The organism is Streptomyces sp. WZ.A104, assembly GCF_002382885.1.
Classification (GTDB): domain Bacteria; phylum Actinomycetota; class Actinomycetes; order Streptomycetales; family Streptomycetaceae; genus Streptomyces.
The window spans coordinates 15,834-39,917 of record NZ_NWVL01000069.1; the positions used below are offsets into that span (position 1 = coordinate 15,834).

22 protein-coding genes, 2 tRNA genes and 3 pseudogenes are annotated in these 24,084 nt (G+C 72.0%); 10 read left to right on the forward strand and 17 right to left on the reverse strand.

The features are described 5' to 3' along the window. Positions 1–32 precede the first annotated feature (32 nt). From CIB93_RS29140 to aztB, 7 genes are all read right to left on the reverse strand, one after another. Positions 33–1,256, reverse strand: coding sequence for an aminotransferase class V-fold PLP-dependent enzyme (locus CIB93_RS29140; protein WP_096631200.1), 1,224 nt, complete (start codon positions 1,254–1,256; stop codon positions 33–35). Beyond that, positions 1,253–2,590, reverse strand: coding sequence for a pyridoxal-phosphate dependent enzyme (locus CIB93_RS29145; protein ID WP_096631202.1), 1,338 nt, complete (start codon positions 2,588–2,590; stop codon positions 1,253–1,255). Before CIB93_RS29145 ends, CIB93_RS29140 begins: the two co-directional genes overlap by 4 nt. Further along, positions 2,580–4,052, reverse strand: a complete 1,473-nt coding sequence (locus tag CIB93_RS29150) for a Y4yA family PLP-dependent enzyme (RefSeq protein WP_096631204.1) — start codon at positions 4,050–4,052, stop codon at positions 2,580–2,582. The genes CIB93_RS29145 and CIB93_RS29150 overlap by 11 nt, the downstream gene beginning before the upstream one ends. 286 nt (positions 4,053–4,338) lie before the next feature. Beyond that, a complete protein-coding gene (aztD, locus tag CIB93_RS29155; RefSeq protein ID WP_096631206.1) occupies positions 4,339–5,541 on the reverse strand; it encodes a zinc metallochaperone AztD in 1,203 nt (400 codons plus the stop codon). Positions 5,542–5,629: 88 nt separating this feature from the next. Then, positions 5,630–6,607 carry a zinc ABC transporter substrate-binding protein AztC gene (gene aztC / locus CIB93_RS29160; RefSeq protein WP_096631207.1) on the reverse strand — a complete coding sequence of 326 codons (978 nt, stop codon included), beginning with the start codon at positions 6,605–6,607 and terminating at the stop codon, positions 5,630–5,632. Next, a complete protein-coding gene (locus CIB93_RS29165) occupies positions 6,604–7,839 on the reverse strand; it encodes a hypothetical protein (RefSeq protein WP_096631209.1) in 1,236 nt (411 codons plus the stop codon). The genes aztC and CIB93_RS29165 overlap by 4 nt, the downstream gene beginning before the upstream one ends. 21 nt (positions 7,840–7,860) lie before the next feature. After that, positions 7,861–8,721 carry a zinc ABC transporter permease AztB gene (gene aztB / locus CIB93_RS29170; protein WP_096631210.1) on the reverse strand — a complete coding sequence of 287 codons (861 nt, stop codon included), beginning with the start codon at positions 8,719–8,721 and terminating at the stop codon, positions 7,861–7,863. A gap of 15 nt (positions 8,722–8,736) precedes the next feature. Here aztB and aztA point away from each other — a divergent pair, with 15 nt between their 5' ends. After that, positions 8,737–9,480 carry a zinc ABC transporter ATP-binding protein AztA gene (gene aztA, locus CIB93_RS29175; RefSeq protein WP_096631212.1) on the forward strand — a complete coding sequence of 248 codons (744 nt, stop codon included), beginning with the start codon at positions 8,737–8,739 and terminating at the stop codon, positions 9,478–9,480. Between the two features lie 229 nt (positions 9,481–9,709). Here aztA and CIB93_RS29180 read toward each other — a convergent pair. Further along, positions 9,710–9,783 (reverse strand) — tRNA-Pro (locus CIB93_RS29180). 49 nt (positions 9,784–9,832) lie between these two features. Beyond that, positions 9,833–12,487, reverse strand: a complete 2,655-nt coding sequence (locus CIB93_RS29185; RefSeq protein ID WP_096631214.1) for an AAA family ATPase — start codon at positions 12,485–12,487, stop codon at positions 9,833–9,835. Between the two features lie 111 nt (positions 12,488–12,598). On the opposite strand from CIB93_RS29185, the gene CIB93_RS29190 reads away from it, so the two are divergent. From CIB93_RS29190 to CIB93_RS29210, 6 genes and pseudogenes are all read left to right on the forward strand, one after another. After that, complete coding sequence (locus tag CIB93_RS29190) at positions 12,599–13,078, forward strand: DUF309 domain-containing protein (RefSeq protein WP_096631215.1); 480 nt, start codon at positions 12,599–12,601, stop codon at positions 13,076–13,078. An 85-nt stretch (positions 13,079–13,163) separates the two neighbouring features. Further along, on the forward strand, positions 13,164–13,598 hold the full coding sequence (locus CIB93_RS29195; protein ID WP_096631216.1) for a hypothetical protein: 435 nt from the start codon (positions 13,164–13,166) through the stop codon (positions 13,596–13,598). Then, a pseudogene (locus CIB93_RS29200) lies at positions 13,595–15,505 on the forward strand (DUF2264 domain-containing protein); the annotation flags it as partial. The gene CIB93_RS29195 and the pseudogene CIB93_RS29200, both read left to right, overlap by 4 nt. A gap of 19 nt (positions 15,506–15,524) precedes the next feature. Then, positions 15,525–15,671, forward strand: a pseudogene (locus CIB93_RS39200) (LuxR C-terminal-related transcriptional regulator); the annotation flags it as partial. A 65-nt stretch (positions 15,672–15,736) separates the two neighbouring features. Next, positions 15,737–16,639, forward strand: a complete 903-nt coding sequence (locus CIB93_RS29205; protein WP_096631233.1) for a DUF2510 domain-containing protein — start codon at positions 15,737–15,739, stop codon at positions 16,637–16,639. 283 nt (positions 16,640–16,922) lie between these two features. Continuing rightward, entirely contained in the window at positions 16,923–17,369 is a 447-nt protein-coding gene (locus CIB93_RS29210; protein ID WP_096631220.1) for a cold-shock protein, read from the forward strand. A gap of 12 nt (positions 17,370–17,381) precedes the next feature. On the opposite strand, the gene CIB93_RS39205 is transcribed toward CIB93_RS29210, so the two are convergent. The 3 genes from CIB93_RS39205 to CIB93_RS29225 form a co-directional block, all read right to left on the reverse strand. Next, entirely contained in the window at positions 17,382–18,734 is a 1,353-nt protein-coding gene (locus CIB93_RS39205) for a hypothetical protein (protein ID WP_257002421.1), read from the reverse strand. 99 nt (positions 18,735–18,833) lie between these two features. Further along, entirely contained in the window at positions 18,834–19,064 is a 231-nt protein-coding gene (locus CIB93_RS29220) for a hypothetical protein (RefSeq protein WP_096631221.1), read from the reverse strand. Positions 19,065–19,165: 101 nt separating this feature from the next. After that, positions 19,166–19,239, reverse strand: a tRNA-Pro gene (locus tag CIB93_RS29225). A gap of 127 nt (positions 19,240–19,366) precedes the next feature. On the opposite strand from CIB93_RS29225, the gene CIB93_RS29230 reads away from it, so the two are divergent. The 3 genes from CIB93_RS29230 (at position 19,367) to CIB93_RS29240 (ending at position 21,351) form a co-directional block, all read left to right on the forward strand. Continuing rightward, entirely contained in the window at positions 19,367–20,107 is a 741-nt protein-coding gene (locus tag CIB93_RS29230) for a transketolase (RefSeq protein WP_096631223.1), read from the forward strand. Between the two features lie 62 nt (positions 20,108–20,169). Continuing rightward, a complete protein-coding gene (locus CIB93_RS29235; protein ID WP_096631224.1) occupies positions 20,170–21,072 on the forward strand; it encodes a transketolase family protein in 903 nt (300 codons plus the stop codon). Positions 21,073–21,135: 63 nt separating this feature from the next. Then, positions 21,136–21,351: a substrate-binding domain-containing protein gene (locus tag CIB93_RS29240; RefSeq protein WP_257002422.1), complete on the forward strand. Its 216-nt coding sequence runs from the start codon at positions 21,136–21,138 to the stop codon at positions 21,349–21,351. A gap of 51 nt (positions 21,352–21,402) precedes the next feature. Here the strand turns inward: CIB93_RS29240 and CIB93_RS29245 are convergent, their stop codons facing one another. The 5 genes and pseudogenes from CIB93_RS29245 to CIB93_RS29265 all read right to left on the reverse strand — a co-directional run. Beyond that, on the reverse strand, positions 21,403–21,987 hold the full coding sequence (locus CIB93_RS29245; RefSeq protein ID WP_096631226.1) for a GAF domain-containing protein: 585 nt from the start codon (positions 21,985–21,987) through the stop codon (positions 21,403–21,405). Next, positions 21,984–22,607, reverse strand: coding sequence for an ATP/GTP-binding protein (locus tag CIB93_RS29250; RefSeq protein WP_096631227.1), 624 nt, complete (start codon positions 22,605–22,607; stop codon positions 21,984–21,986). The genes CIB93_RS29245 and CIB93_RS29250 overlap by 4 nt, the downstream gene beginning before the upstream one ends. Further along, entirely contained in the window at positions 22,585–22,956 is a 372-nt protein-coding gene (locus tag CIB93_RS29255; RefSeq protein WP_096631229.1) for a DUF742 domain-containing protein, read from the reverse strand. The genes CIB93_RS29250 and CIB93_RS29255 overlap by 23 nt, the downstream gene beginning before the upstream one ends. Positions 22,957–22,958: 2 nt before the next feature. Continuing rightward, positions 22,959–23,393: a roadblock/LC7 domain-containing protein gene (locus tag CIB93_RS29260; RefSeq protein ID WP_096631230.1), complete on the reverse strand. Its 435-nt coding sequence runs from the start codon at positions 23,391–23,393 to the stop codon at positions 22,959–22,961. 5 nt (positions 23,394–23,398) lie between these two features. After that, a pseudogene (locus tag CIB93_RS29265) lies at positions 23,399–24,084 on the reverse strand (ATP-binding protein); the annotation flags it as partial.

The window sequence follows — 24,084 nt, forward strand, 5'->3', positions numbered from 1 at the left end:
ATCTACAGGTGGTAACGATTATCAGTTGCCATTCAAGTCAACGACGCGAGGACGGTCAGCAGCCGGTCGATCTCCGCCACGGTGTTGTACACGTGCAGGCTCACACGCACCGAAGCGTCCCGAGGATCGGCTCCGGCCTGGCAAAGGCTGTCTGCGCGCACCATGAAGCCGTGGCTGTAAAGAATGAACCCGAGATCGTCCGAGGGGATGTCACGGTGCCGGAAGGCGACGATGCCGTGTCGGCGCTGCGCGGCGGGGAGTGCGGAGTCGGCGGACAGGCTCAGCTGACAACCGAGGACCTCGTACGGGCCCAGGCGCCCGAGCCGGTCCGTCAAGCGGGTGGTGAGCATGGTCGTCCAGTGCTCGACGCGCTCCGGTCCGACCGTGTCGAGCCAGTCGAGAGCGGCCCGCAGCGAGACGATGCCCACCGTGTTGGGCGTACCCTGCCAGCCGCCCGGCCGGAACACCGGCCCCCGCGCGTTGCGCGCCCAGATCACCCCCGAGCCGGGCAGAGCCATCGCCTTGTGCCCCGAGAAGACCACGAAGTCCACGTCGAGGGACGGATCGTCGAGGTGGACGGGCAGGTGGCCGACGCTCTGCGCCGCGTCCAGACAGATGGCCACGTCCGGGCCGACCGCTTCGCGGATGCGGTGCACGTTCATGTCGCCGCCGTAGACGTGGTGGACGTGGGTGGCGGCCACGAAGCGGGTCCGCGGGCCCACGGCCTGGGCCAGGGCCAGGTGGTCGTAGTCTCCGGAGACCGCTTGGTACGGCAGCGCCAGCACCCGCACCTCGACGCCGCGCTCGGCCAGCAGCTGCCGGGCCTCTATCCAGGGGTCGAGATTGGCCCGGTGGTCGGCGTACGGCACGAGGATCTCGTCCCCGTCGGTGAGGTACGCCACGAGCCAGTCACGGGCGACGGTACGCAGGCCCTCGGTGGTGCCGCTGGTGAAGTGGACGCCGGAGCGGCCCGGTTCGGGGTCGTGGAGGAACTCCTTGACCCGTTCCCGGGTCGACTGCACCAGTTCCGTTGTCCGGTTGGCCCAGGGGTAGGTGCCGCGGCCGGCGTTGGCGTTCGACGTCGTGAGGTAGGTCTGTACGGCCTCCAGTACGGCACGTGGCTTCTGGGACGTGGCCGCGCTGTCGAGGTAGGCCAGCTCCGGGTGCGCGGTGACGATGGGGAACTGTTCCCTCGCTTCCTGCTGCCAGCGCGGGCTCTCAGGATCTGCGGAGGGAAGCGGGCCCGCCGGGCTCATTCGCGCACCAGCGGTGCGCCTGCGTCCCGCCACGCGACGATCCCGCCGTCCAGACTGCGGGCGTCCGGGTGGCCCATCCGCTTCAGCGCGGCAGCGTAGCGCAGTGATTTCTCGCCGACGGGGCAGGCGAGCAGCACGGGAGTGCGCTTGCTGAAGGGGAGCCCGCCCCGGAGCAGGTCCTCGAACACCTCGTCGACGATGTTGACCGAGCCCTCGATGTGAAGGGCGGCATAGGCGTGCGGGCTGCGCAGGTCGACGACGAGTGGCCGGGGATCGCCCTCGGCAGACCAGCGCCGGGCGTCGTCCACCCCGATGACGCGAGCCTCCGCACGGGCCTCGGCGTCGGTGACGGCCGTCGCGGACCGCTCCTGGGCCGTCCGGCCCAGGAGTTCCGGGCGCCGCTGACGCACATAGCCGAGATAGCTCTCGGCCCGGTCGCACACGATGAACACCGCCGTGCGGCGCTGCCCCGTCCCGTCCAGCTCGCCGTCGGCGTACCGCAGCTGCCGAACCGTCCCTTGGTAGGCGGCGCCGCCGGTCGGTCCGCTCAGCAGTCCGCAGCGGCGGATCAGGGTGACCATCCCGTCGATGGCCTCGTCCGAGGTGACCGACTCGATGGTGTCGTACGTCGCCGGGTCGAACAGGCCGACCTCGTGGACCTCGTCGATGGTGCGGATGCCCGGTATGAAGTCCGATTTGTGGGCGACCAGGCCGAGGACCCGTACGCGCGGGTCGTGCTCGCGCAGGACCTTGGCGACGCCGGTCGACGAACCGGCCGTACCCACGCAGGCGATGAACCAGTCCGGTGCCCGCCCGTCCAGGTCCTTCACGATCTCGGGCCCGGTGCCCTCCGCGTGGGCCTCGACGTTACGGGGGTTGAAGTACTGGTCGGTGTGCAGGTACGTGCTCCCCGGGTCGGAGAGCGCCCGGTGGAAGTGCGTCAGCGGGTCGTCCGTGTCGGTCGGATCGAGGCACTCGCTGCGCCCGGGAAGTTCCTCGATCTCGGCGCCGATGAGCAGCAGGAGTTCCTTGATCTCGGGGACGCGCATGCGGTTGGTGACGCTCTTGAACCTCACTCCGTGCATACCGGCCAGCAGGGCCAGCGCCTTGGCCGTGTTGCCGCTGGAAAGCTCCACGAGCGTTCCGTCACCCCCGGCGGCAGCCTCCAGGTGGGACCGGGCCATTTGCCAGGCGGGCCGGTCCTTGACGGACCCGAACGGATTGAGCATCTCCAGTTTGGCGTAGAGGTCGATGTTGCGCAGTCCGTGCACGGCGGGATCGATGCGCACCAGAGGCGTGTTGCCTATGGCCTCGGTGATGCTGTCATACCTCATCCGACTGCTCCCCCACGGGTGTGATCGGCCAGTAGTCCTCGTCCGGGCACCAGTGCCAGGACTCGCCCCGCCGCTCCACCGCGACCGTGCGCGCGACGGGCTGCCGCTGCGCGTGATGGGCGCGGAAGTCCATGGCATAGCCGACGGTGTTGACGAAGGCCAGCAGATCCCCCGCCCGCGGCAGCCGGGGCAGGAAGACCAAGCGCCGAGTGATGAGGTCACCTTCCAGGCAGAGGTTGCCCGCGAGGTAGACACCGACCGGCTCCCCGTCACCGGGGGCGGCTTCACCTCGCGGCAGCAGGACGGGGTCCACCAGGACGCCGTGCTCCTCCAGGCTCATGTCGCCCGCGTTCATGGCGAGCTGCACCAGGTACTGCCCGGAGCCCGTGTCCACGGGACGTACGTCCAGCACGCGGGCGAGCGAGAGTCCGCACTGGTCGACCAGTGAGCGGCCGGGTTCGATGTGCAGGTCGTGGAGGTGCTCCAGCAGGAGGGTGGCGGGCGGTCGGCCCAGCACCGGCGCGGGCAGTGAGAGCAGCTCGTCGAGGTAGCCGGGGCCGGCGGTGGGGCGGTACGCGGGGTACAGCGCGGCGGCACCGCGCACCGTGCCGCCCTCGTTGCGCAGCCCGTATCCGTGACCGCGCCAGGTCAACGGCGGGCGGACGCCGAGCACCGCCTCGGTCAGCGCGGTGGTCCACCGCTCCCACTCCTCCGCCTCGGCGACGTAGCCGACGCCGAAACCGCCCCCGATGTCGAGAGCGCGCGGCGCGAGTCCCCGTGCCCGGCATTCGTCCATGAACAGCACGCACTGCTCCAGCGCCCGCGCCTTCTCCTCGATGCCGGTGGTGTCGAGGTGGTAGGCGGCGCCGATGAACTCCACGGTCTCCACGTTGCGTTCGAGCGCCGACAGCAGCGCCTCCGCGTCCCGTACCGGAGTGCCGAACCGGCTGCGCCGGGAGAGCAGTCGGGTGCCCGCTCCCTCGCGGCCGGAGGCGCACTCGAACCCCGACAGGCGCACCAGCACGGCGACCCGGCCGAGCCCGTGCGCGCGCACCAGGCCGGAGAGCCGTTCCAGTTCCCCGGGCGAGTCCAGGCTGACCGTCGCACCCACACGGGCCGCCAGCCAGAGGAACGCGGAATCCTTGGGGCCGGTGGCCATGATGCGGTCGCCGGTGAACCCGCAACCCAGCGCGTGCCTCAGCTCCGCCACGGAGGCGACGTCGACGCCGACGGCGGCCGGGTCCTCCGCCGCCAGCCGCCGCAGCAGGGCGCTGGAACGGTTCGTCTTGTGTGCGAAGTACACGCGTCCGGTGAGATGGTGACGGTCGTAGACGACGCGGAAGCGGGCGACGTTCTCGGCCACGGCCTCGGGGATCAGCACGTTGAGCGGCGACCCCAGCACGTCGACGAGCGAGTGCAGGAAGGGCCGGTCCGTCAGCAGTGCGGCGAGCGGTGGCTCCATCCTGGGCCTCAGATATAAGGGCGCGTCCACGTAAGACCCCTCCCGGTGTCGGCGGACCGCCGAAGCGACGATCGCTCGGGAGTAGTCGTTTCCAGGTACACCCGCTCCTAAGCGTCACCGGTCCGGTTCCCGGAGCGGAGTCCCGGGCCCGGGAGAGGGTGCTGAGGCTGCGGTCGAGGGCGATCCCGGGGCTGCTTGTGAGTGCTGAGCACACCGGCGGGGCAGGCGTGTGCCCTCGCCACCGCGTCATCGAGCCGTGGCGGCGAGGGCACGAAGGCGGTCCGGGTCAGTGTCCGGCGACGACGCCCGACAGCTCGTTGGTGCTCTTCGGCAGGGTGACCGAGCTGATCTTCTTCCCCGTTTCCACGTCGATGGCGTGCAGCGCCTTCTCGGCGGGCTCGGAGACGTAGGCAACGTGCCCGCGCACGAACAGGGTGGGCCGGGCCTGCTGCCAGTCCAGCGGCTCCTGCCAGTCGCCCACGGCGGGGATCTTCTTCTCGATCCCGCCGGTGTTCGGGTCGATGACGTGGATGGCGCCGTCGGTGCCGAGGACCAGGGCCTCGCCGTGCGGGCCGCGGGCCAGCGAGCGGAAGGAGTAGCTGGTGCCCAGGTCCACCAGGCGCAGCTTCTTCCTCTCGGTGTCGATGAGGGAGACGCGGGAGGGTCGCTCCAGCTCGGCGTCGGGGTCGCTCTTGTAGTCGCCCAGCAGGACGGGCGAGGCGTCGCTGCCTGCCTGGTTGCCGATGCGGCCGTAGTCGTCGGGCGAGTCGATCTTGGTGAACCTGCCGTCCTGGTAGATCAGGATGCCGTCCTCGCAGCCGATGCCCACGGCTTCGTTCTTGGCGGCGGCCTCGCCGTGGACGCCGGGGCAGTCCTCGCTGCGCGCGATCTCCTTGTTGTTCCGGTCCAGCACCAGCGCGCCGGTGCGCTTCTCCTCGGTCCCCAGGGTGCTCACGAGTTTGCCGTCGGCCAGTTCGATGGCGACGCCGTGGTGCGGCTCGGCGGAGGTGTAGGTGCGCCCTGCGGGCTTCTTGCCGCTGCTCAGTGCCGTGGGGTCAAAGACGTTGACCTCTCCGGTGCCGTCGGTGAAGAGCACGGTCTTCGCGGCGTGGCGGACCACGTGGCCCGGCTTGGCGCCCTTGTACTCGATGCCGGTGAGGGCCTGGTCGGTGGCGTCCAGGACGCGGAACCCGCTGTCGGTGGAGACCATGACGTGGTCCTTGTCACCCGCGGGGTTGACCCGGTTGAAGCCCGGCAGGTCAATGGTCTTGGCGAGCTTCAGGCTCTCGCCGTCGAGGATGTACAGGCCGCCGTCGAAGGTGGCGACCAGCGGCTCCTCGACCGCCACCGCGGGCGTGGCGCTCGCGGTTCCGTCGGACCTGGTGTCGGTGGAGGAGGCGCTCTCTGGGCCACAGGCGGTCAGGACCGTGGAGATGGCCAGGGCCAGTGCCGTGCCCGTGAGGGCTCTGCCGCGTATCGACTTGTTCATCGGTCTGTTCCTTTCTGCACCGCGCGGTGGCGGCATGGGGGTACGACGAGCCGGCGCCCGATGGCGGGGGGGCGGGAGGCTCGGAGGGTCAGTCGCCGGTCAGGCCGGTGACCATGGCGGTGGTGTTGGCGCGCATCATCCGCAGGTAGGTGTCGGCGCCCGCGCCCTTGGCGGTCAGGGACTCCGAGTGGAGTTCGACGACACGAACCCCGCCGCCCAGTTCCGTTCGCAGTACCTCGGCGAGCCGCTTGGGCTGGGAGGAGTCGGCGAAGACGGTGCGTACGCCCGCTCCCTCCATCGCCTCGGTCAGGGAGCGCAGGTCCGAGGAGCTGGGCGAGGCCAGCGTGGTGCCGCTGGGAATGACCGCGCCGATCACCTCGAAGCCGAAGCGTTCGGCGAGGTAGCCGAAGACGTGGTGGTTGGTGACCAGGGCCCGCTGGTCCGCGGGGACTCGGCCGAAGGACGTCTCCATCCAGGTGGTGAGGTCCGTGAGTTGCTTCGCGTAGCGGTCGGCGTTGGCCCGTATCGTGGCGGGGTCCACGCTGTTGACGTGCTCGATGACCTGCTCGGCTATCAGGCCGGTGACCCTGTGCATCCGGTCGGGGTCTGTCCAGAAGTGCGGGTCGGGCTGCCCTTCCTCGCCCTCGGGGCCGCCGTCGTCGGCGGTGTGGAAGGTGAGCGGGTCGGCCGCCTCGCCGGCCGCGAAGGTGGCGACACCGGACTCGCGAGCGGCGCCCACGTGCCGCAGTACGTTCTCCTCCAGGCCCAGGCCGTTGTAGACAACCAGATCGGCCTGTTCCAGCTCGGCGGCCTGCACCGCCGACAGACCGAAGGAGTGCGGGTCGGCGTTGGGCTTCATCAGGACAGTGACGTCGGCCTCGTCGCCGACGATCTCGCGGGTGACGTCGCCGAGGATGTTGGTCGTGACGACGATGCCGGGTCGGTCGTCATCGGTCGCGCAGGCGGTGGCGGTCGCGACTGTCACGAGGGCGATCAGCCCCGCGATCAGGTGTCGCAGGCGAGCGGCTCCCACCCTCGCGCGACGCTTCACCTCGGTGGGGCTCATCGTCCGGTCTCCACCATGAGGACCGGCTTGACGTCCAGGTCGAAGGAGCGCGCGATGCGCAGGCCGTCGTTGTAGTCGATCTCGAACACCTTCTTGCCCTCGGGGTCGTTGACGTAGGCGCGGCTGCGGTCGACCTCGATGACCGGGGCGCTGCCGTCGGAGCCGTCCCGTTTGCCTGCTGTCAACAGCGACTTGGTCCGTGCGGTCCGCTTTCCGGACGCGACGTCATAGCCGTGCACCGAGCCGTCGGTCTCCAGAACCAGCAGCGGGGAGCCCTCGCCGGCCGTGTTGGCCGCGACGACGGGCCCGGTGTCCACCCGCTTCCAGGTCCGCTCGGTGACGTCGAGGATCCAGACGGCGTCCTCTCCGGCCGGGGCGGTGAGGGTGTCGCTGCCGGGTCGATGGCGGAAGGCGGTGGCTCGTTCCCGCGCCGGGACGTGCTTCGGGTACGGGATCTCCTCGGCGGTGAAGGCGCCGCCCTGCGCACGCACGAGCAGGGCGCCGTCCGTGCAGCCGAGGATCACGCCGCGCCGGGTGACGGCGTCTCCTCGGGGTGCCTCGCACGTCGCGTCCGGGGAAGCCACGCGTTCGCCCTTGCGGTCGAGGACGACGAGTTCGGTGGTGCCGCCCTTGTTCGCGAAGGCGAGCAGGTGTTCGTCGTACGGCACGACGACACCGGTGTAAGTGCCGTGCAGCGTCCGAGGAGTGGCGACCTGCCCTTTCTCCAGCTCGCTGCGGTCGTAGAGGAGGGTGCGGCCGTTCTCGTCGGTCACCGCGGTCACGGCGGCATCACTGCGTATCTGTGCTCGGCTGCCCGCAGGAAGCTCACCCACGTCCCGCGTCGCAGCGCTGTAGTAGTGGACGTGGTCCCCGTGGTCCACCGTCCAGGCGCCGCTGTCGAGCACACGGGTGCCGCCGGGCGCGTGGAGGTAGCCGAACCTGCCGTCCGTGCCCAGCCGAACGGCGTCCTTCACCTGGGCCGTCCTGTGCACCTTGCCGGTGATGAGGTCGAGAACCCCGGTGTTTCCGCTGTCCGGGTCGTTCAGGAGGAGTCGGGACTGCTGCTCGGCGGCCTCCTGGGCTCCCTCGACGTACCCGTGCGGAGTGGCGGACGTGGGACTCGCGGCGGGTCGCGCGGCGTCGTGCTTCTCCTCCGCGCAACTCGTGGTGAGCAGCGCGGTGAGAACCAGTGCGGCCGATGCCCACGGAGCGACGTTTCTGTGGACGGTCATGGTGATCGCCTCTGGCTTCTTTCAGTTGACTTCGAGCAGGGGTGCCGTGGAGCGGACCTGGCGCGTGCGGCGGTCTCGCAGGCCGGACAGCACGTGGGAGAGGAAGAACAGGCTCACCGCGAGGGCCGCGACAGTCGCGCCGGCTGCGGTGCTCAGGTGCCAGGACAGCAGCAGGCCGCCGAACGTGGCCAGGGTGCCGAGCAGTGCGGCGAGCGCCATGACCCCGCACACGGAGCGGGCCCAGGGCACGGCGGCCGCCGGCGGTGCGATGAGCAGCCCGAGGACGAGCAGCGTGCCCACGATGTGGAACGAGGCGACGATCGCCAGACCGAGCAGGCCGAGGAGCACCGCGTGGGCCAGGCGCGGCCGCAGCCCCAGGGTGTGGGCCTTGCGCGAGTCGAACGCCAGGGCCAGGAAGGCACGGTGGCCGAGGACCGACACCGCCAGCGCCACGAGCAACGCCGCCGCGAGCACGAGGAGATCCTGCTGTCTGACGGCGAGGACGTCGCCGAAGAGGAAGCCGGTCAGGTCGACCGCGAAGGACTGCGACCGCGACACGATGATCACGCCGAGCGAGAGCATGCCGACGAACAGCAGCCCGATGCCGGTGTCCTGCGACAGCCTCGGCGTACGGCCCAGCACGGTGACGCCCGCCGTCATGACGGCGGCACTGACCACCGCGCCCACCATCAGATTTCCCCCGAGCAGCGCGGCGACCGCGACGCCCGGCAGCAGCCCGTGGGACATGGCGTCACCGAGGAAGGCCATCCCCCTCAGCACCACCCAGGTGCCCGCCAGCGCACAGATGGCGGAGACCAGCATCCCGCCCCACAGGGCCCGCTGCACGAAGGTCACCTCGAACGGGACCGTCAACCATTCCATGCCCCGGACACTACAATGAAAATCATGTTCAATACACTGCGCCCCTCACCCGTCCCGCCCCTCGACCGGACTGGCACCCTCCGCTTCTCGGAGCTGTGCGCCGGCTACCCGGGGCGCCCAGTACTCCATCAAGTCAGCGGGGAGATAGCCGAGTTGGCCACGACGGTGCTCGTCGGCCCGAACGGCAGCGGCAAGTCGACTCTGCTCGGCGTACTCGCCGGTGTGATCAAGCCGACATCCGGCGACCTCCTCCGCACCGGTGACCGGCCGCCCGCCTTCGTGCCGCAGCGCGGAGCAGTCGGCGACACTCTTCCGCTCACCGTCAGGCAGACCGTGGAGATGGGACGCTGGGGCGAGCGCGGCCCGTGGCGCCGACTGACCGCACGGGACCACGCGACCGTGGACGCGGTGCTCGACCGGCTCGGCATCGGCGACCTCGCCTCACGCCAGCTGGGCGAGCTCTCGGGCGGGCAGCGTCAGCGTGCGCTCATCGCCCAGGGTCTGGCGCAGGAGTCGGACCTGCTGCTCCTCGATGAGCCGACCACCGGCCTGGATCCAGAGGCGAGGGAGCGGATCGGGGCACTGCTGACGACGCTGGTCGCCGACGGGGTGACGATCGTCCAGGCCACGCATGACCTTGAGGTGGCACGCGCAGCGGACGCCTGCCTCCTGCTCCAGGACGGCCGTCTCGCCGGGCAGGGGCGTCCGGACCAGGTCCTCACCACGTCATCACTGACCCGGGTCTGGCAGGCACTCTGAGGGGCCCGCCACATCTGAGGGGCCCGTCACGGTCGACCGCGAAGGACATGCCGACATGGCCGAGCGGTGCGTGGGGTCCAGGCGTTCGCCCTGTACAGCAGGCCCGTCCCGCACGACCGGCTGCCCCGCTGACCCGGTCAAGGGCGCCGGCCCCCAAAGGGTCTCCCGAAACGATCAGGGCCGGTCTCGGATTGCTCCGAAACCGGCCCTGATCTGCGACTTTCACAAGTCGGGACGACAGGATTTGAACCTGCGACCCCTTGACCCCCAGTCAAGTGCGCTACCAAGCTGCGCCACGTCCCGCCGCGTTTCCTCCCGGTTCCCCGGGCGGCCGCGCAGGACAAACATTACCTCACTCCGAGGACCGGATCGACGCCCGTGCCCGCTGGGCGCGGGCGGCCAGCCCCTCGGCCCCGCAGGTCATCGCCTGCTTCTGGGCGCGGGCCAGTTCCCGGTGGGAGCCGATCGCGATGCCGTATTCGACCCGGGCGAGGGCGTGCTCGTAGGCGGAGGGCGACTTCTCCAGGTGGCCCACCGCATCGGCGAGCAACTGGACGGACTGCTCCGGCGGTGCGAAGAGCGAGACGCAGCGCAGGGCCTCGCCCAGGGCGGTGGGGGTACCGAACCGTTCCGCGTGCACCCGGGCGCGGGCGGCCAGATGGGACGCGCGGGCCGGGTCCTCGTCCGCCAGGGCGCGGGCCAGATCGCCCGCCCAGGGGGCCCAGACGCCGTTGAACCGTTCGCGCGGCTCCAGGGCTGCGCCCGCCGATTCGAGCTCGGCGACGGCCTCCGCCTTGCGGCCCTCCGCCAGGAGCAGGCGGCCTCGTACGCACGGGGCGTCGGGCAGCACCATGGCACTGGGGTAGGGCGGGCCGAAGGCGTACCGGTCGGCGACCCGGCGGGCCTCCTCGACCCGGCCGCGGGCCAGCAGGGTGTCGATGAGCAGGCACGCCGCGTCCCAGTGCACGGGCAGCCCGGAGCCGACACGGTCGGCGAGACGGAGCCCTTCGCGCAGAAAGCCCTCGGCCTCGGCGAGGCGGCCGCGACGGCGGTGGACCATGCCGAGCAGGGTGTGGGCGAACGCCAGGTGGGCCCCGCTCCAGCCGGAGATCTCGAAGGCCCGGACGGCTTCGCCGAAGAGGCTCTCGGCGCGGTCGAGCTGGTCGGTGAAGGCGTAGGTGATGCCGACCATGGTGGGAAGCTCGAAGCCCCACTCGGAGTCGGTCCAGCCGAGACCGCGGGCGGGGCTGCCGTCGATCAGGGCGCGTTCGCAGAGGTCGACGATGAGTTGGGCGTTCTCGCCGCGCAGCATCGCGTCGAAGGCCCGCAGGGTGAGCAGGGCCCGCTCGGAGTTGTCGCGGCCCTTGAGGTGGTCGGCGTTGCGGGCGAGCCGCCGGGAGCGGGCCGGTCCGTCGTCCTCGGAGGCCTGCATGCCCTCCCACATGAAGTGCGCGGCCTGGAGCCGCATCAGCCCGGGGCCGGGTGCGGTACGGCCCGCCTCGGCGGCCAGCGAGAGCGCCGCGTCCTTGAGCTGGTTGTTGTGGGCGAGCGCGGCGGCGAGCCGGAAGGTGGCGTCCACGCGCAGGCCGTCGTCGAGTCCCGGCATGTCGAGGGCGGCACGCAGGTACTGGACCGTGGTGGGCGGTGAACTGAGCAGGGTCGCACAGCCCAGCTCGTAGAGGAGGACCGCCCGGTCCTTGGGGCGGGGCGGCTCCTCCAGGGCCCGTTCCAGACAGCGCCTGGCCGCTTCGGGGGCGCCGACCGCGAGGTGCTGCCTGGCGGCTTCCCGCAGCTGCGCGACCAACTCCTGGTCGTCGTCCGGGTGGACCTCCAGCAGATGCCGGGAGGCCGCGGCGGCCCCGAGACCTGCCCGGGTGATCGCCCAGGCGGCACGCCCGTGCATGGCGGTGCGGGTGGCGGGCGGGATGGAGCGGTAGACCGCGGTGGCGATCAGCGGATGGACGAACTCCAGGGGGTCGAAGCCGCTGACGATACGGGCGTCGCGCAGCCGGGCCGTACAGTCGGCGGCCTCCGCCGAACTCATCCCGGCGAGGGTGGCCGCCAACTCCTGGGAGATGTCGGTGCCGAGGACGGCGGCCGCCCAGGCGAAGCGGTTGGCGTTGGTGCCCAGCCGCTCCAGACGGGCCACGAGCCCGCTGCCCCGGGCGGAGGCGCCCAGCTCCCGCAGCTCCCCGGCCGATTCCTCCACCGGTGGCAGCTCGCGGTCCTGGACCTTGGCGACCAGCTCGACCGCCTCGTACGGGTTGCCGCCGGTCACCGCCCACACCTCGCGGCAGAACGGGTCGTCGGCGTGTTCGCCGAGCCCCGCGCGGACCAGTACGGCGGTGGCGTCGGGGGTCAGGGCCCGTAGGGCCACCCGGTTCACCTTGCCGTGGCCGCCGGAGTCACGCTCGGCCTCGCGGTCGGCGATGTAGTTGGCGTCGCGTTCGGCCAGTTCCTGCGGGCGGTGCGCCTGGACGACAAGGACCGGGAGTTCACCGAGGCGGGCGGTGAACGAGCCCAGCCAGGCGAGGGATTCGCCGTCCGCCCAGTGGGCGTCGTCCACGATGAGGAGCAGCGGCCGGTGGCTCAGCCGGGAGGCGAGCCGGCCGACGACGAAGTCCAGGCCGTCGCGCACACCCTGCGGGTCGAGCTGCCGGCCGCTCGGCTCGGCGAGTCCGAGGGCGGGCGCGGTGGTCTCGTACCAGTCGCCGAACAGGGCCCGGGTCTCGTCGGGCGGGAACCGGTCGAACGCGGGCTGCAACAGCTGCCGCACCACATGGAACGGCACGGAGGTGACGGTCTCGCCGCCACGGGCCGACCAGACGGTGCAGCGGTCGGCGGCCATCGCCTGGATCTCCGCGAGCAGCGCGGTCTTGCCGATCCCGGCCTCTCCGCTGAAGACCAGCAGACCGCCGACGGCCTGCGCACCGCACAGGGCGTCCACCGCCTCGGCAGCGGCGGCGAGTTCCGGTTCACGTTCGTACAACGGCCGGGACGGCTTCATGCCCACCCCTTCCCACAGAGGCAGTCTTCTCGACGGTCGAGCCTAGTCGTGCGCGGGTGCTCACCGACAGGGTTCGCAGGATTCCTTGCAGGTGCGGGGCACAATCGAGTAGTGAACGAGACGCGCAGAGACCGTGATGCCGAGGGCCGGGCGCGCAATGCGCGCCCCCGCGACGGGCTGGGGCGCCCGCTGCCGTACGGGACGCCCGGCGTCGAACGACAGCCGGAGGGGGTCCTCAGGACGCCTCCGGAAACGCTCCGGGAGGCGCAGCGGCTGCTGGACGCGGGGATGCCGTTCCACGCGCACGAGGTGTTCGAGGACGCCTGGAAGTCGGGGCCGGAGAAGGAACGCGAGCTCTGGCGGGGGCTGGCCCAGCTCGCGGTGGGGCTGACCCACTCCGCGCGAGGCAACACCGCGGGCGGGGCACGGCTGTTGCGCCGGGGCGCAGGGGCGATCGCCCCGTACGCCGAGGCCGGGCCGCACGGGATCGCGGTCACCGGACTGACGGCCTGGGCCCGGGAGTTGGCGGACCGGGTGGATACGGGCCGGACGGTCGACGCGGCGGCGGAGGCGCCACGGCTGCTGGGGTAGCGGGGGGGCTGTGCGTGGCCCGCGCACGGCCGGAAGGAACGGGTCCGGGGGCCGGGGTGCCGGGCAGCTACTACGATCCGGCTCCATGAGCACTTCTGACCAGGACCAGCGCCGGGACCAGCGCGAGGACGAGCCGAAGGACGAGCCGTCCGCCGGCGACCGGGCCACCGCCGACGCACCGATAGCGGAACCCGAAGCCGTGGCCGCGCACGCCTCGACCGCGGGAGCCGGGACGGCAGCGGGTGAACAGGGCTCCGAGGAGAAGCGGCTCACACCGCGTCAGGCGAGACGGCTGCGGATCGCCCTCTCCTCGGTGGGTATGGCGGCGATGGCCGTGGTGCTCGGCCTGCGGATCGCCAGCCGCTCCTCGGTGCTGGTCGTCGGCGTGTACGGGCTCGCGCTCATCCTGTGCGGTGTGGTCATCGAGCTCAGCAGGAACGGCCGTACCAGGCTGGGCAGCTGGCTTCTGGGGACGGGGCTGGTCGCCGCCGTCGGGGCGGACTGGGTGCTGCTTCCGTGAGGCGGTCCCGCGCCTGTCCCTTCGGGCTCCCCCCGGAGGACCGGACGTCGAGTCCGTACACCGGCTACACCCGCGCCCACTGGGAGGCCGTCGCCGACGGGATGCTCGACGCGGCCTGGAAATGGGCCACCCCGGGCGGGGCCCGGCTCGATCTGCCCGGCCCCCCGTCGCACTCCGGGGTCCGGTCCGACGGTCTTGAGGGGTACGCGCGAACGTTCCTGGCCGCCGGGTTCCGGGTCGCCGGAGCGGGGGGCGAGGACCCGCGCGGGCTGCTGGAGCGGTACGCCGAGGGGCTGGACGCCGGTACGCGCACGCCGGGGCGGGACGACGCGGAGTCCTGGCCGCTGATCCTGGACCACCATGTGCAGGGGCAGCCCATGGTGGAGTCCGCCTCGGTGGCGCTCGGGCTGCGGCTCACCCGCTCCTGGCTCTGGGACCGGCTGGCACCGGACGTACAGGACCGGGCGGAACGGTGGCTCCGGTCCGCGCTGCGGCACGTCCCCGCGGGCAACAACTGGTACCTCTTCCCGTACACCGTCGCCGGGTTCCTGGAGTCGGTGGGCCGGGGCGACGCGGAGACCGTGCGGGCCCGGGAGCGGGCCCTTGAGCTGCTGGAGAGCTGGTACCGGGGCGACGGCTGGTATGCCGACGGCGACGGGCGCGCCTTTGATCACTACAACGGCTGGGCGCTGCACCTGTATCCGCTGCTCGACGCGCATCTGGCGGGCGACGCGGGGGAGTCGGCGCGGCACGGGGCCCGGCTGCGCGAGTACCTGGAGAGCTTCTCGCTGCTGTTCGGCGGCGACGGGGCCCCGCTGTACTTCGGCCGCTCGCTGGCCTACCGCTTCGCCGCGAGCGCGGCCGTGGGCCTGGGCGCGGTGACCGGGCACACGCCGCTGGGCCCGGGGGCTTCCCGGCGGGTGGCCAGCGGGTCGCTGCGGTACTTCCTGGAGCGCGGGGCGGCCGGGGACGACGGTCTGCTGAACCTCGGCTGGCACGGCCCGCACCCGGCGACGCTCCAGACGTATTCGGGTCCCGCCTCGCCGTACTGGGCGTCCAAGGCGTTCGTGGCCTTGCTGGCCCCCTCCGGGCACCCGCTGTGGGCGTCGGCGGAGGAGGCGGCCCCGAGCGAGGGTCCCGACCGGGTGCTGTCCGTACCGGCCCCCGGGTTCCTGGTGCAGTCGACCCGGGCGGACGGGGTGGTGCGGCTGCACAATCACGGCAGCGACCATGTCCGCCCCGAGGAGGGCGAGTCGGCGGCCGACGAGGACCCGCACTACGCACGGCTCGCCTACTCCACGGTCTCCGGGCCGACGTCGGCGGCCAACCCGGCGGACAACCATCTGGCGGTGGCGGTCGGCGGGGAGCGCAGCGCACGCCGGCGCATCCATCCGCTCGGGTCCGGGCACGGCGACGGCTGGGGCTGGGCGGGCTCCTGGCACCGGCCGGTGTTCCCGGCGGGCCCGCCCACCGTCCCGGGGCTGCGGGTGGAGAGCGTGACCGTGGCGCGGGGCCGCCACGAGCTGCGGGTGCACCGGGTGCTGTTCGCGCCGGACGGGGCGCGGGCTGAGCTGACGGGGTGGGCGACCGGGCCCGGCGGCCCGGTGCGCTCGCAGCTGCTCGGTCTGCACGGCTGGAACACGGCGGAGGCGGAGGACGTACGGGCCCCGCGGGGTACGGCGTTCACCCGCTGGGCGACAGTGCCCCGGCTGTCCGCCGACGTGACCGGCACGGCGGTCCTGGTGGCCCTCGCGTCCCTCACCGCCGAGCCGGACGCCGCCCCACTGGACGGGGTGGTGGACCGGTTGGAGGTGACGGGTGACACGGTCACCGTGTACTGGGCAGAAGACGGGGCGCGGGCCCGGATCGTTTTCGGCCGTGGCACCACGGTGACGGTCGATCACAGCCCTTGGACGCTCCCTGGCCAACTCCTCGAAGAAGATCGGCGAACTGCTCGTCATCAGCATCAGGACCGTGGAGCGCCACCGGGCCAACCCGCCCCAGAGGCTCGGCCTGCGCGACCGTCCTGAGCTGACGCGGTACGCGATCCGCGCGGGCCCGATCGAGCCGTGAGGAACGGGTGCGGGCAGTTCATGTGATTCTCACCCGATCCGCATAAGGTGCACCCCGTGACCCAGATGACCCCGCCCGGCTGGCATCCAGACCCCGGGCATTCAGGAAACGGTCCCGCTCAGGAACGCTGGTGGGACGGGGCCCGGTGGACCGGCCACGTCCGCGCCTCGCCCGCCGGGGCGCGGCGGCGCGGAATCCGTATCGGCGTCGGCGTGGTCGTCGGCGCGGTGGTGCTCGCAGCAATCGGGGGCGGTGTGTATCTGCTGGGCGAGGACGACGGCGGACGGCCCGGCACCGCGGCCTCCTCGCCGTCCGCCGCTCCCGACGGCTCCGGCGCACCGGACGGCGGCCCGGAGGGCGACCGGAAGGGCGGCGGCAGCGGGGGCGACGGTGACGGCCGGGGCCCCGGCGAGCGGGCCCCGCAGACGGAGCCGGGCTTCGCCACGGACCTGGCCGCCGGGATCAGCATGCCGGTGCCGAAGGGGTGGCAGGGCAAGTCCGCCCCGGTCGGCGCCGGCATGACGACGGGTGAGCACCCCTGCCCCGGTGACACGGACGAGACCTGTGTGCGCGGCGGAGTGTTCTCGGCTCCGGCGGCCGCCCTGGAGCTCACCGCCGGCACCCCGGAGGAGGCGGCGAAGAAGGACATCGCCGTCAACGCCAAGGAGTCCTACGGCGGCACGACCTACGGAAAGATCACCTCGCACGAGGTGCTGAAGTCCGAGGCGGTCACCGTGGCGGGTGAGAAGGGCTACGCGGTGCGCTGGAAGGTGGCGACGGAGAGGGGCGACGACGGTTACGTGGAATCGCTGGTGTTCCCCTCCCCCGCCTCCACCGACATGCTCGTCGTGGTCCGGTCCGGGTTCGATATCAACAAGGACGCGCCGAAGCTCTCCGTCCTGGACGAGATCACCCGGGGCATCAAGGCGGCGTCCGGCGCCGGGGCGGGCAACCGCGGAGCGGCCTGAACCGCACGGTGGACGGGGCTGCGGGCCGTGGACCGTGCGGTCGGGGTGCCGCCGGGCTCCTGCTCGGGCAGGGAGCCGACGGCGGGCGGGGTGGGCCGATGGCCGACAGCCCACCAGCCCGCAGCCCGCAGCCCGCAGCCCGCAGCGGATTTTCCGACGTATACCCTGTGTTCGCGGCCGACCGGCCGGGCTCGCCTGGAGCGATCGACCGGCAGCCGCCATGGTTCGCGTTGTACAGACAGTGCACAGGTGTTGCGCTTTCGTCAGAGGTGTGGGGCTGCATATGGCTACGGGCAGGGTCGTCCGGTTCGATGAGGTGCGCGGATATGGTTTCGTCTCCCCCGACGGCGGGGGCTCCGATGTGTTCCTGCACGTCAACGACCTCCTCATCGACAAGTCGCTGATCAACCCCGGTGTCCTGGTCAGCTTCGACCTGGAGGCCGGAGACCGGGGCCTCAAGGCGTCCGCCGTCTCCCTCGCGAGCGACCGGGCGTCCTCGTCGCCCCGCACCGACCCGCGTCCGGCATCGGCCGCCTCCCACGCCTCGGCGCCGGACGCGAGGACGGACCTGGACGACGGCACGTGCGAGGTGCTCTCGGTCAAGGACTACACCGACGAGGTCACCGAGGCCCTGCTCATCAGCAAGCCGCCGCTGACCGGTGAGCAGATCCTGAGCATCCGGGAGCGCATGGTGCGGCTCGCCATGAGCCATGGGTGGGTGGAGTCCTAGAGCTCCCCCCTGTCAGCCGCCGAGCAAGGCGCCCACCGCCTGACCCACCGCCACCGCAGAGGCCATGGTCGCGGTCACCGCACCCGCGTCGGCCAACGCCTGCCGCAGCCTTGCCAGCCGAGCCGGGCTCGCCGCGCCACTGGACGTCAGCTCGTCCTCGGCGTCCGCGAGCTCACGGTCCAGCCCACGGATCACATCGAGGCCTCCCTCCCCCGCGACCCCCTGCCTCTCGGCGAGTTCGGCCCGCAACTGCCTTACGGAGAGGCGCAGTTCTCGGGTCCGGGACGGATTGCGGCACGTGACCGTGTTGTGGTCTCCGACGACAGCGACGCCATGCACCGTGCCGATGTTGACGCCCGCCGGGCTCGCACCCTGGGGGACTCGGCCCGCGCCCCGCAAGGCCGCCACGCACAGCCGCACCAACGTGACCGGCGCGGCGAACGTGGCGCCGGGAACCCGCCGGAACACCCAGGCCGTCCTGTCCCACGGGCTGCGGCGGCGCCACTCCCGCGCCTCCCGGTCGGCCCTGCGGTAGGCGGCCTTCACCGGGTGCAAGGTGTACGGCACCAACTCCAGGACCAGGATTCCGCCCTGGGTGTGCACCCGCACGAAGACGGTGACGACGAGCTCGCCGCTCCAGCCCACCACGGATATCCGCAGGTAGTACCGGCGAGCCTCGCCGCCCTCCTCGACCGCCTGGGTGCGGTGCTCCCCCGAGGTCCGCAGGATCTGCGGCCCGATGTCCCTGGCCGGCAGGCCCTCAACCGGCAGGAACACCACCTCCTCGATCTCCAGCCCCCGCAGACGGTCCCGTACCGCGTCGGTCTCGGCACGCGTGGACGGGGTCCTCAGCCGCTCCAGGGTCGGTACGAGGTGGCGCAGGATCGTCCGGTTGTCCACCGGGCCGGGCGAGTGCCCTTCCCTGGGACGCAACTCGACCGAGAGAGACCAGGGTTCATTCGGCACGCCCACACCGCAGAACGGATTCTCCGGCCGGTACATCACCAGGGGGGCGTGCTGCTCCTCCCGGATACGCCGACTGATGCGCCGGAACCGGGCTGTGCCACGGCGGGCGGGCACCTCTGCGCCGCGCGGGCCGAACAGCGCCGCGCCCTGTTCACCGAACCGCTCAGCGGACAGTTCGTGGTGCAGCACCCCGGCGAGCCACGTCCAGCGCAGGTGCACGACCTCGGCCAGCGCGAAAGGAAAGACAAAGGCAACAAACGCCTGGATGTCCGGCACTTCATCGCGCCCTGAACCCCAGCCCCACCACGCACCGCCCTTCAGCAGCGGCAGCGTCAACAGAGCCGCCGACGCACCGCACAGTGTGAGTACGCCTGCCGACACCGCGCGGTGCGGGGTCACCTCCGGTGCACGCCCTCTGACCGCAGCAGCAAGGACGACAAGCACAAAGGGCGGCAACCACAAAAGCACCAGCCCTTGCGTGAGAAAGCCGAACACGGCTCACAGGAGCAGGGTCACCGCCGCGAAGCCGGCCTCCGCCCGACGGGCCCTGAGGGCATGGCCGAGCACGCACGCCATGTCGGCCCCGGGCGAGGGGGCCACAAACCGCTCCTCGCAGACGTAAAGCTCGTCGATCACCGCAGCGCGGAACGACGCATCACGGTAGGCACCGACACAGAGCAGTCGGGTGGCCGTACCCGCAGCGTCTCGGCCCAGGGGCGACCGCTCCACCAGCTCCCCCCTTCCGGCGGCTGAGGCATCGCTCGACCGAACGCACAGAAGGCCGCCCTCTCATGCATGAGAAGACGGCTTCCGACCCGCGAAAAGCAAAGTCGGGACGACAGGATTTGAACCTGCGACCCCTTGACCCCCAGTCAAGTGCGCTACCAAGCTGCGCCACGTCCCGTTGCCCGCCTAACCTGGGGTTTCCCCTGGCCGAACGCGCATGAGAACAATACCGCACTCGGACCGGTGGTCACCAACACCATTCCGCACTTGACCTCGACCTTGGTTGAGGTTGAACGCTGGACGGCATGACGAACACAACCGCCGCACCGGCCCACGACCACCGGCCCCTCACCGATCGGAAGGCTCCCGCCCCGGCCTTCCAGGGCCTCCCTCGCCTCCTCTCCCTGATGACCGGGGCCGAGAAGCACGCCCCCGCCGCCCACTCCACGCTGGACGCCCTGTGGGTCCTCTACAGCAGGGTGCTGCGGGTCACACCCGCCACCGTCGACGCCCCCGGGCGGGACCGCTTCCTGCTCTCCAAGGGGCACGGGCCGATGGCGTACTACGCCGTCCTCGCGGCACACGGGTTCTTCGACGAGGAGCTGCTGCCCGGCTTCGGGGCGTACGACTCGCCGCTCGGGCACCATCCGGACCGGCTGCTCGTCCCCGGCGCGGAGATCGGCAGCGGGTCCCTGGGCCACGGGCTGCCGCTGGCCGTCGGGACCGTGCTGGGATTGCGGGCCCAGGGGCTCACCGACCTCCGGGTGTGGGTGCTGATCGGCGACGCCGAGCTGGACGAGGGCAGCAACCACGAGGCCCTCGCCCACGCGGGCCCGGCCGGTCTCGAACAGCTGCACACGCTGGTGATCGACAACGCGTCCGCCACCCACGGCTGGCCCGGCGGGGTCGCCTCCCGGTTCGCGTCCGCCGGGTGGTCGGCGGTGACCGTGGACGGCCGTGACCACGAGGCCCTGTACGCGGCCTTCACCGCACCCCATCCGGGCAGGCCACGGGCCGTCGTGGCGCGGGTCGAGCCCAAGAACTGACCACGTACGACCAGAACGACCACGCCCGACGACGTACGACCAAGCCCCGGGAGGGACCCTTCATGGACACCATGCGCGACCGCTTCATCTCGACCACCACCCGGCTCCTGGACGAGGAACCCCGGCTGGCCGTCGTCCTCGCCGACATCAGCGCCGACGGCTTCGCCGCAGCGCGGCGGGCACACCCCGACCGGGTGATCAACGTGGGCATCCGGGAACAACTCCTGGTCGGGGCCGGAGCGGGGATGGCCCTCACCGGGCTGCGACCGATCGTCCACACCTTCGCGAGCTTCCTGGTGGAGCGGCCTTTCGAGCAGGTGAAGCTGGACTTCGGGCACCAGGGGGCGGGCGGGATCCTGGTGAGCGCCGGAGGCTCGTACGACTGGCCGGCCGGCGGCTTCACCCACATGGCGCCCGGTGACGTCGCCCTCCTGGACACGCTCGACGGCTGGACCGTGCATGTGCCGGGCCACCCCGACGAGGCCGAGGCCCTGCTCCGGGCTTCGGTCACCGGGGACGACCGGGTGTACGTACGCCTCTCGCTCCAGACGAACAGGCAGCCGAGGCCGGTGGGCGGCGGCAAGGGCTTCTCCGTCGCACGCGAAGGGCGCGGCGGAACCGTGATCGCGGTCGGCCCCCTCCTCGACAACGTCCTCGCGGCCACCGAGGGACTGGACGTGACCGTCCTGTACGCGACGACCGTGCGGCCGTTCGACGCCGTCGGGGTACGCCGGGCCGCCGGTGCGTCCGCCGCGGCGGACGTGGTGATCGTGGAGCCGTACCTGGCGGGCACCTCGGCCGCGGCGGCGGGCGAGGCGCTCATGGATCTGCCGCACCGGGTGCTGGGCCTGGGGGTGGGGCGCGCGGAGCTGCGACGCTACGGACGGATGGACGAGCACCTGACGGCGCACGGGCTGGACCCGCAGGGGCTGCGGGACCGGATCACCGGCTTCCTTCGCCCCTGACCTGCCGATCCGGTCGGGCGGGCGACCGGTGGGGCGGCGGGCCACGCTGCGGGAGGCGGGCGGGTGCGCGAGGACATGGCGCTCGCGGGGTTCGACGACGTCCCCGTCGTACGGGAGTCGGCGCCGCCGCTGACCACGGAGGCGCTGCCGCTCACGGAGACGGGCGAGCAGGTGATCGCCCTCGCGTCGCGGGCCGTCGGGTGCGGGGCGCTCCCGGGTACGCGGATCGAGGGGGACGTGGTGCTGCGGGGCAGCATCGGTGCTCCGCCCGGGCGTTGAGCGCCCGCTCCGCCGTACGGGGCACGGGGAGCCGGAGGTCGGGGCGGGAGGTCAGAGGGGGTGGTGGCCCTCCCGGTGGTCGATCTGGCGGACGAGTTCATGGGCGAGGGACTTGATGGTGTCGAGCCCGGCCCGCCCCCAGGGGCGGGGCACGGTGTCGACGGCGCAGACGGTGCCGAGCGCGATCCCGGTGCGGTCGATCAGCGGCGCCCCGAGGTAGGAACGGATGCCTATGTCGTCGACCACCGGATTGCCCGCGAACCGCGGGTAGTCGCAGACGTCCTCCAGGACGAGCGCCTTGCGCCGGACGAGGACGTGCGGGCAGTAGCCGTGGTCACGGGCCAGGTAGCGGCCACTGCGGTTGCTGCCCGCGGCGGCGGCTCCCAGGTCCCGGCCGCCCCGGTTGCCCGCCGGGGTGTGCAGTCCGGCGAAGAACTGCCGGTTCTCGTCGATGAAGTTGACCATCGAGAAGGGTGCGGCGGTCACTTCAGCCACCTTGTCGGCGAAGGCGTCGAAACTGTCGAAGGAGGCGTCGGGGCGTTCGCCGAGGTCCAGCGTGCGCAGCCGCCGCGCACGGGCCGGACCGTGCCGGTCGGTGGGCGTCAGAAGCATCCGGCCGGTGGCGAAGGATGTCACGGGTGGGCTCCGAAGGTCTGCAGCGGGGCGGGCGCCGAGGTGGCGTTGATGAGGTGCTGGACGAGGGTGACCAGGGCGCCCGTGCCGGAGCTGGCGATCCGGGCGTCGCACAGGACGACCGGTACCTCGGGGCCGAGGTCGAGTGCGGCGCGGACCTCGTCGGGCTCGTAGCGGTAGGCGCCGTCGAACTCGTTGACCGCGACGATGAAGCCGATGCCGCGCCGTTCGAAGAAGTCCACCGCGGCGAAGCACTCCGCGAGCCGCCGGGTGTCGGCCAGCACCACGGCTCCGAGCGCGCCCTGGGAGAGCTCGTCCCACATGAACCAGAACCGCTCCTGGCCCGGTGTGCCGAACAGATAGAGAACGTGCTCTTCGGAGAGGGTGATGCGGCCGAAGTCCATGGCGACGGTGGTGGCTGACTTGGACTCCACGCCTTCCAGGTTGTCGGTCCCCACACTGACCTGCGTCAGCAGTTCCTCGGTGCTCAGCGGGGCGATCTCGCTGACCGCGCCCACGAACGTCGTCTTGCCGACGCCGAATCCGCCGGCGACCAGGACCTTGAGGGCCACGGGAAAGAACTCGGAGGTTCCGGTGCTGTCAGAGCTGTCGTCGTAAACCATCGAGCACTGCCTCCAGCAGGGATCGGTCGGTGGGCGTTTCATGGAAAGCGGGAGCGTGCGCGGTGACCGCTCCGCAGGCGACCAGGTCGGAGAGGATGACCTTGGCGACGACCGCGGGCAGCCGGAGGTGTGCGGCGATCTCGGCGACGGACATCGGCCCGTCGCACAGTCCGAGGGCCACGGTGTGCTCCGGGCCGAGGGGGATGTCCGGCTCGATACCCGTGGCCATGATCAGCGACAGCAGATCGAACGCGGTGGACGGCCGGGTGCGGCCGTTGCTCACCGTGTACGGGCGGATGAGCCGGCCGGCCGCGTCATCGAGCAGGGGCCCGTCCTGCGGGGCCGGCATCCTCACAGCCCCGGAGTGAACGGGGCCCCGGCCGGCTGCCGCAGCGGGGTCATCAGATAGGGGCGGACGCTCTTGACCAGCATCGCCATCTCGTATCCGAGCACGGCGGCGTCGGCCTCGCGCCCGGAGAGGACGGCGAGGCAGGTGCCCGATCCGGCGGTGGAGACGAACAGGAGCGTGGAGTCCAGCTCCACGACCACCTGCCGGACGTCCCCGTTGTCCCCGAAGCGGGCCCCGGCGCTGCGGCCCAGCGAGTAGAGACCGGCCGCCAGGGCGGCCATGTGGTCGGCGCTGTCGGGGTCCATGCCGTGCACGGATTTCACCAACCCGTCGGCCGAGAGCAGGACCGCGCTGCGCGTGTAGGGCACGCGTTGGACCAGCCCGCTCAGGAGCCAGTCCAGATCCGAGACCTGGCCGGACGGCATGTCGGTCGTCATGGTGTCTACTCCTTGAAGGTGATGTCTTTACGGGGTTCCGGCACGGCCCGGCCCGGCAGGACGGCGTCGGGGGCGAACACGCCGAGTACGGGGGCGGGGGATTCGCGTCCGCCGCCGTCCGGGGGGTGACCGTGCCGGTCCTGGGCGTAGCTGTTCGGCTGGTACGCGGCGCTGTCGTGGGCGTACGCGTCGGGTGGACGGCTGTCCGGTGCGGGAACGCCCGCCGCGGGCAGCACGCGGTCGGCAGGCGCCGGACGGGGCAGGTCGGCCGGGGCGGCCGCTCCGCGTACGGGGAGGGGCGCGAGGGTCTCCAGGGGGGCGTCGAGCGCGGTGTGACCGTCGGTGCCGGTGCGCCCGGTCCCGGTGTGGTCCTCGTATCCGCCGCCGGGGCCCTCCTCCTGGGCGGTCTGGGCCTCGGCCAGGTCGACGCCACGCCGGAAGGCCGCCATCAGCCCCGGGTCGTGCAGCGCGTGCTCGTCCTCGACGCGTGGGGCGGGTGCCTCCCGCAGCTGCGGGACCAGGTGTTCCTGGTTGCTCCGCTTCGGCAGCTCGGGCCGGGCCGCCGCCGCACTCGCGGGCCGGTCCTCGCGCTCGGGCACAGCGGCGGGCGGTGCGGGTCGCGGCTCGGGCGGCGACGCGGGGGGCGTCGGCCGGTCGATACGCTCGGCGCGCAGCGGGAGGGGCGGGGCCT

Excerpts from the sequence above, each read along its gene's own strand:
- CIB93_RS29140 (WP_096631200.1), bottom strand. The coding sequence starts at position 1,256 with ATGAGCCCGGCGGGCCCGCTTCCCTCCGCAGATCCTGAGAGCCCGCGC.
- CIB93_RS29145 (WP_096631202.1), bottom strand. The coding sequence starts at position 2,590 with ATGAGGTATGACAGCATCACCGAGGCCATAGGCAACACGCCTCTGGTG.
- CIB93_RS29150 (WP_096631204.1), bottom strand. The coding sequence starts at position 4,052 with ATGGAGCCACCGCTCGCCGCACTGCTGACGGACCGGCCCTTCCTGCAC.
- aztD (WP_096631206.1), bottom strand. The coding sequence starts at position 5,541 with ATGAACAAGTCGATACGCGGCAGAGCCCTCACGGGCACGGCACTGGCC.
- aztC (WP_096631207.1), bottom strand. The coding sequence starts at position 6,607 with ATGAGCCCCACCGAGGTGAAGCGTCGCGCGAGGGTGGGAGCCGCTCGC.
- CIB93_RS29165 (WP_096631209.1), bottom strand. The coding sequence starts at position 7,839 with ATGACCGTCCACAGAAACGTCGCTCCGTGGGCATCGGCCGCACTGGTT.
- aztB (WP_096631210.1), bottom strand. The coding sequence starts at position 8,721 with ATGGAATGGTTGACGGTCCCGTTCGAGGTGACCTTCGTGCAGCGGGCC.
- aztA (WP_096631212.1), top strand. The coding sequence starts at position 8,737 with ATGAAAATCATGTTCAATACACTGCGCCCCTCACCCGTCCCGCCCCTC.
- CIB93_RS29185 (WP_096631214.1), bottom strand. The coding sequence starts at position 12,487 with ATGAAGCCGTCCCGGCCGTTGTACGAACGTGAACCGGAACTCGCCGCC.
- CIB93_RS29195 (WP_096631216.1), top strand. The coding sequence starts at position 13,164 with ATGAGCACTTCTGACCAGGACCAGCGCCGGGACCAGCGCGAGGACGAG.
- CIB93_RS29205 (WP_096631233.1), top strand. The coding sequence starts at position 15,737 with ATGACCCCGCCCGGCTGGCATCCAGACCCCGGGCATTCAGGAAACGGT.
- CIB93_RS29210 (WP_096631220.1), top strand. The coding sequence starts at position 16,923 with ATGGCTACGGGCAGGGTCGTCCGGTTCGATGAGGTGCGCGGATATGGT.
- CIB93_RS29230 (WP_096631223.1), top strand. The coding sequence starts at position 19,367 with ATGACGAACACAACCGCCGCACCGGCCCACGACCACCGGCCCCTCACC.
- CIB93_RS29235 (WP_096631224.1), top strand. The coding sequence starts at position 20,170 with ATGGACACCATGCGCGACCGCTTCATCTCGACCACCACCCGGCTCCTG.
- CIB93_RS29250 (WP_096631227.1), bottom strand. The coding sequence starts at position 22,607 with ATGGTTTACGACGACAGCTCTGACAGCACCGGAACCTCCGAGTTCTTT.
- CIB93_RS29255 (WP_096631229.1), bottom strand. The coding sequence starts at position 22,956 with ATGCCGGCCCCGCAGGACGGGCCCCTGCTCGATGACGCGGCCGGCCGG.
- CIB93_RS29260 (WP_096631230.1), bottom strand. The coding sequence starts at position 23,393 with ATGACGACCGACATGCCGTCCGGCCAGGTCTCGGATCTGGACTGGCTC.